The organism is Bombiscardovia coagulans, from assembly GCF_002259585.1.
GTDB classification, from domain to species: domain Bacteria; phylum Actinomycetota; class Actinomycetes; order Actinomycetales; family Bifidobacteriaceae; genus Bombiscardovia; species Bombiscardovia coagulans.
The window spans coordinates 1-5,988 of record NZ_MWWS01000013.1 but is presented as its reverse complement, the minus strand read 5'-3'; the positions used below and the strand labels follow the sequence as shown (position 1 = coordinate 5,988).

The 5,988-nt window shown below is 53.5% G+C and carries 2 protein-coding genes and 3 rRNA genes; all 5 read left to right on the top strand.

The features are described 5' to 3' along the window. Nucleotides 1-203 (top strand): alpha/beta fold hydrolase (locus BOCO_RS07540; RefSeq protein ID WP_211278704.1); only part of this gene is annotated, 203 nt, incomplete at its 5' end. 342 nt (nt 204-545) lie between these two features. Next, a 16S ribosomal RNA gene (locus BOCO_RS07310) occupies nt 546-2,073 on the top strand. An 80-nt stretch (nt 2,074-2,153) separates the two neighbouring features. Next, nucleotides 2,154-2,321 (top strand): hypothetical protein, encoded by a 168-nt coding sequence (locus BOCO_RS07420; protein WP_158520439.1) that lies wholly within the window; start codon nt 2,154-2,156, stop codon nt 2,319-2,321. A 153-nt stretch (nt 2,322-2,474) separates the two neighbouring features. After that, nucleotides 2,475-5,536 (top strand): 23S ribosomal RNA (locus BOCO_RS07305). 193 nt (nt 5,537-5,729) lie between these two features. Continuing rightward, nucleotides 5,730-5,846 (top strand): 5S ribosomal RNA (gene rrf, locus BOCO_RS07300). The 16S, 23S and 5S rRNA genes sit together here, the layout of an rRNA operon. The last annotated feature ends 142 nt before the right edge of the window (nt 5,847-5,988 follow it).

Sequence of the window (5,988 nt, the reverse complement as noted above, 5' to 3'; positions counted from 1 at the left end):
ACTCGTTTGAAGTACCTGTTGCCTTCTTGGAAGGACGAGAGGTACGACATTTACGAGCTGGGCTAGTAGAGCACTATGCTTCGCAGCTAAAGAGCGAGCATAAGTTTGTGTGGTTTGAGCATTCGGCTCATTGTCCACAGTGGGAAGAACCAACTCGCTTTGTTGCAGTTGTTGAAGAGTTGTGTCATGAAGACTTCAATTAGACACGCCGTAAACACTTGATATTCCAGGGAGTATGCACTGTTATTGGATGCCGATTTGCATCTTAAGACAAATAGGAGTAAGTTTATCTTTTGCTGCCGCTCAGCAGTTAGGAATCTCAAGAGTTTCTTACTGGTGGGTGTGCGTGGTGGTTTGAGAACTCAATAGTGTGTTTGTACTGCTTATTTTATTTTTTGATTGTCAGTCTGATGCCTGCCCATGTTTGTGGGTGCCTGAGAGGGTTTAATTGGTGTCGGGTTTTTTGTTTTGTGGGGCCAATCGTTTTGATTGGTTCTGTCAGTTTTATTTTTTGAGAGTCATGTTTTGACTGTTCACAATAGTTTTTTGTGGAGGGTTTGATTCTGGCTCAGGATGAACGCTGGCGGCGTGCTTAACACATGCAAGTCGAACGGGATCCATCAAGCTTGCTTGGTGGTGAGAGTGGCGAACGGGTGAGTAATGCGTGACTAACCTGCCTTGTACTTTGGAATAGCTCCTGGAAACGGGTGGTAATGCCGAATGTTCCACATGATCGCATGATGGTGTGGGAAAGGGTTTACTGGTATGAGATGGGGTCGCGTCCTATCAGCTTGTTGGTGGGGTGATGGCCTACCAAGGCTTCGACGGGTAGCCGGCCTGAGAGGGTGACCGGCCACATTGGGACTGAGATACGGCCCAGACTCCTACGGGAGGCAGCAGTGGGGAATATTGCACAATGGGCGAAAGCCTGATGCAGCGACGCCGCGTGCGGGATGACGGCCTTCGGGTTGTAAACCGCTTTTAGCAAGGAGCAAGCGAGAGTGAGTGTACTTGTTGAATAAGCGCCGGCTAACTACGTGCCAGCAGCCGCGGTAATACGTAGGGCGCAAGCGTTATCCGGAATTATTGGGCGTAAAGAGCTCGTAGGCGGTTTGTCGCGTCTGGTGTGAAAGTCCACTGCTTAACGGTGGATTGGCGCCGGGTACGGGCAGGCTAGAGTGCAGTAGGGGAGACTGGAATTCCCGGTGTAACGGTGGAATGTGTAGATATCGGGAAGAACACCAATGGCGAAGGCAGGTCTCTGGGCTGTTACTGACGCTGAGGAGCGAAAGCGTGGGGAGCGAACAGGATTAGATACCCTGGTAGTCCACGCTGTAAACGGTGGATGCTGGATGTGGGGCCCGTTCCGCGGGTTCTGTGTCGGAGCTAACGCGTTAAGCATCCCGCCTGGGGAGTACGGCCGCAAGGTTAAAACTCAAAGAAATTGACGGGGGCCCGCACAAGCGGCGGAGCATGCGGATTAATTCGATGCAACGCGAAGAACCTTACCTGGGCTTGACATGTTCCTGACGACTGCAGAGATGTGGTTTCCCTTCGGGGCAGGTTCACAGGTGGTGCATGGTCGTCGTCAGCTCGTGTCGTGAGATGTTGGGTTAAGTCCCGCAACGAGCGCAACCCTTGTCTCGTGTTGCCAGCGGGTTATGCCGGGAACTCACGAGAGACCGCCGGAGTTAATCCGGAGGAAGGTGGGGATGACGTCAGATCATCATGCCCCTTACGTCCAGGGCTTCACGCATGCTACAATGGCCGGTACAGCGAGATGCGACATAGTGATATGAAGCGGATCTCTTAAAACCGGTCTCAGTTCGGATTGGAGCCTGCAACTCGGCTCCATGAAGGCGGAGTCGCTAGTAATCGCGGATCAGCAACGCCGCGGTGAATGCGTTCCCGGGCCTTGTACACACCGCCCGTCAAGTCATGAAAGTGGGTAGCGCCCGAAGCCGGTGGCCTAACCAGTTTTGCTGGGGGGAGCCGTCTAAGGTGGGACCCGTGATTGGGACTAAGTCGTAACAAGGTAGCCGTACCGGAAGGTGCGGCTGGATCACCTCCTTTCTACGGAGATTTTTTGAAATTCCTCATGCTGTTGTGGTGTGGGGTCGTGCTCACGGTTGCTGCTGTTGTGGTGGTGGTTGGTGAGTGTTACTGATGCGGAAATGGTCAAAGAATGTGGTGAGTGGTGTGGGCATGCTGTTGGGTTCCCGGACTGCCTTGTTTGGTGGCTGGGTGCCGTCCTGTTGGTGATTGTTGACTGTTGGTTGGTGGTTGCTGGTGGGTGTGGTGGTGGTTTGAGAACTGGATAGTGGACGCGAGCAAGCAAATGTTTGTTTGAATGTTTGTTTGTTGTATGATTTTTCGCCGGGCTCTGTTTAGAGTCTGGTTGATTGCTTGTAGTGATCTTGATTGTTGTGTTGATGTGTCTGATAGGTTGTTGTTCTTGTTGGTAATTGGTTGTTGTGGTTACTGGTAAGGGCGCATGGTGGATGCCTTGGCAGACAGGACTGATGAAGGACGTGTGGGGCTGCGATAAGCCTCGGGGAGTTGCCGACAGGGCGTTGATCCGAGGATTTCCGAATGGGGTAACCCACCAGCTTTTGGGCTGGTACCGCTGATGCGGGGGGTACGCAGGGAAGTGAAACATCTTAGTACCTGCAGGAAAAGATATTCCGTGAGTAGTGGCGAGCGAAAGCGGATGATGGCTAAACTAGTGTTGTGTGATACCTGTCGGGGGTTGCGATGCTGGTGTTGTGGGATGGTATGTCGCAGGGCCGATGACTTGCGCAGTAGTGATAAAACCGTGTGTGAGATGAACAGGATTGAATGCCTGGCCGGAGAGGGTGATGGCCCCGTAGTTGGTAATGCATGGTCTACTGATTATTATTCCCGAGTAGCGCGGGACTCGTGGAATCCCGTGTGAATCTGCCCAGACCGTTGGGTAAGCCTGAATATGCCTGTTTGACCGATAGTGAACGAGTACCGTGAGGGAAAGGTGAAAAGTACCCCGGGAGGGGAGTGAAATAGTTTCTGAAACCGTGTGCTTACAAACCGTCAGAGCCTCTTTGTGGGGTGATGGCGTGCCTATCGAAAAATGAGTCTGCGAGTCAGTGATGCGTGGCGAGACTAACCCGTGTGGGGGAGTCGTAGCGAAAGCGAGTCTGAAATATGGCGTTTGAGTTGCGTGTTCTGGACCCGAAGCGGGATGATCTAGCCCTGAGCAGGTTGAAGCGCGGGTAAGGCCGCGTGGAGGACCGAACCCACTTAGGTTGAAAACTGAGGGGATGACTTAGGGTTAGGGGTGAAAGGCCAATCAAATTCCGTGATAGCTGGTTCTCTCCGAAATGCATTTTGGTGCAGCGTCATGTTAATTGTTTCCAGGGGGTAGAGCTACCAGATGCCTGAGGGCCCTTGTGGGGTACCGAGGGCAGCTGAACTCCGAATACCTGTGAAGTGTATCGTGGCAGTGAGTCGGCGGGGGATAAGCTCCGTCGTCGAAAGGGAGACAGCCCAGATCGTCGTTTAAGGTCCCTAAGTGTGTGCTAAGTGGGAAAGGATGTGGAGTCGCATAGACAGCCAGGAGGTTGGCTCAGAAGCAGCCATCCTTGAAAGAGTGCGTAACAGCTCACTGGTCTAGTGGCTCCGCGCCGACAATGTAGCGGGGCTTAAGTACACCACCGAAGACGCGACAACAGCCTTGTGGTTGTTGGGTAGGAGAGCGTTCTGCATGGGGTGAAGCAGCCGGGGAACCGTGTTGTGGACTGTGTGGAAGTGAGAATGCAGACATGAGTAGCGAGAGACGGGTGAGAATCCCGTCCGCTGAATGACTAAGGGTTCCAGGGCAACGTTCGTCGTCCCTGGGTGAGTCGGGTCCTAAGGCGAGGCCGACAGGCGTAGTCGAATGGATGAAGGAGTTGATATTCTCCTACCGGCATACATGCGTCAAACTTGAACTGGTGAAGCTGTGTCTTTCATGTTGGTTGAGCATGCTTTCGGGTGTGTGATACTGGTGTGGTTCATGGTGGAAGTGGGGATGGTAGCGTGGGAGTGACACAATAGGAGAGCCGGGCTGCGGTGGTGGTTATCCGTGGTTAAGCGTGTGGCGCGTCAGATAGGTAAATCCGTCTGGCTTGTGCGTGAGGCGTGATGATGGAAGGCGTTGGCCTTGATATCCGGTGTGTCCTGTTGTCGAGAAAACCTTCAACGTGAGTGTGTATACCGCCCGTACCCTAAACCGACACAGGTGGTCAAGTAGAGTATACTAAAGCGATCGAGTGAATCCTGGTCAAGGAACTCGGCAAATTGCTCCCGTGCCTTCGGCATAAGGGAGACCCGTGCTGGTGAGGCCCCTTGCGGGTGGAGCTGGTGTGGGTGGCACAGGCCAGGGGGTAGCGACTGTTTACCAAAAACACAGGTGCATGCGAAGGCGTAAGCCGCTGTATATGCACTGACGCCTGCCCGGTGCCGGAAGGTTAAGAGGATCCGTTAACTTTTGGTGAAGCGGTGAATTTAAGCCCCGGTAAACGGCGGTGGTAACTATAACCATCCTAAGGTAGCGAAATTCCTTGTCGGGTAAGTTCCGACCTGCACGAATGGCGTAACGACTTCCCCACTGTCTCGACCAGGAACTCGGCGAAATTGCAGTACGAGTAAAGATGCTCGTTAAGCGCAGAAGGACGAAAAGACCCCGGGACCTTTACTATACCTTGGTATTGGTGTTAGGCAATGATTGTGTAGGATAGACGGGAGACTGTGAAGCGTGGGCGCCAGCTTGCGTGGAGTTGTAATGTGAAATACCGTTCTGTTGTTGTCTGGCTTCTAACCTCGACCAGTTATCCTGGTTAGGGACAGTGCCTGGCGGGTAGTTTAACTGGGGCGGTTGCCTCCTAAAGAGTAACGGAGGCGCTCAATGGTTCCCTCAGCCCGGTTGGCAATCGGGTTACGAGTGTAATCGTATAAGGGAGCTTGACTGTGAGAGTGACGGCTCGAGCAGGGACGAAAGTCGGAGATAGTGATCCGGTGCCGGCGTACGGACGCGGCATCGCTCAACGGATAAAAGGTACCCCGGGGATAACAGGCTGATCATTCCCAAGAGTCCATATCGACGGGATGGTTTGGCACCTCGATGTCGGCTCGTCGCATCCTGGGGCTGGAGCAGGTCCCAAGGGTTCGGCTGTTCGCCGATTAAAGCGGCACGCGAGCTGGGTTCAGAACGTCGTGAGACAGTTTGGTCTCTATCCTCTGCGCTCGTTGGAATCTTGAGGAGACCTGCCCATAGTACGAGAGGACCTGGGTGGACGAACCTCTGGTATGCCGGTTGTCACGCCAGTGGCACGGCCGGTTAGCTACGTTCGGATGGGATAACCGCTGAAAGCATCTAAGCGGGAAGCCCCCTCCAAGATAAGGATTCCGTGCACTCTTGAAGTGTGAGAGGCCCCATGTAGAACACGTGGTTGATAGGCCGGATGTGGAAGCTCTGTAAGGGGTGAAGCTGACCGGTACTAATGGCTGATGGTAATCATAATCCCAGCCTTTGATAGGGGTTGGTTGATGAGAGTGATGAACGTGATCAGGCGTGAAGCATGCGTGATGGTCAGGGTCGTTCTGCAAGCAGTCTAGTAATGAATGGATTATATGAAACGCGTCTACTAGCCGGTTCCCCGATTGTCACCCGGAACCTCACTTCTGTTGTGGAGGTGGTGGGATAAGTTAAGATTTGCGGTGGTCATAGCCTGGGGGATACGCCCGGTTCCATTCCGAACCCGGAAGCTAAGGCCCAGCACGGCAATGGTACTGCACTCGGTAGGGTGTGGGAGAGTAGCACACCGCCGCATTACACGTTATGGGTAGGACCCTGGGAAGCGTTTGTTTCCCAGGGTCCTACTGTATGTGATGGCGTGTGCTGGCTTGAGAGTGGTGTGTGAGAGTGGTTGTGTGAGAGTGTGTGAGTGTGGCTGTGTGAGAGTGTGTTGGTTT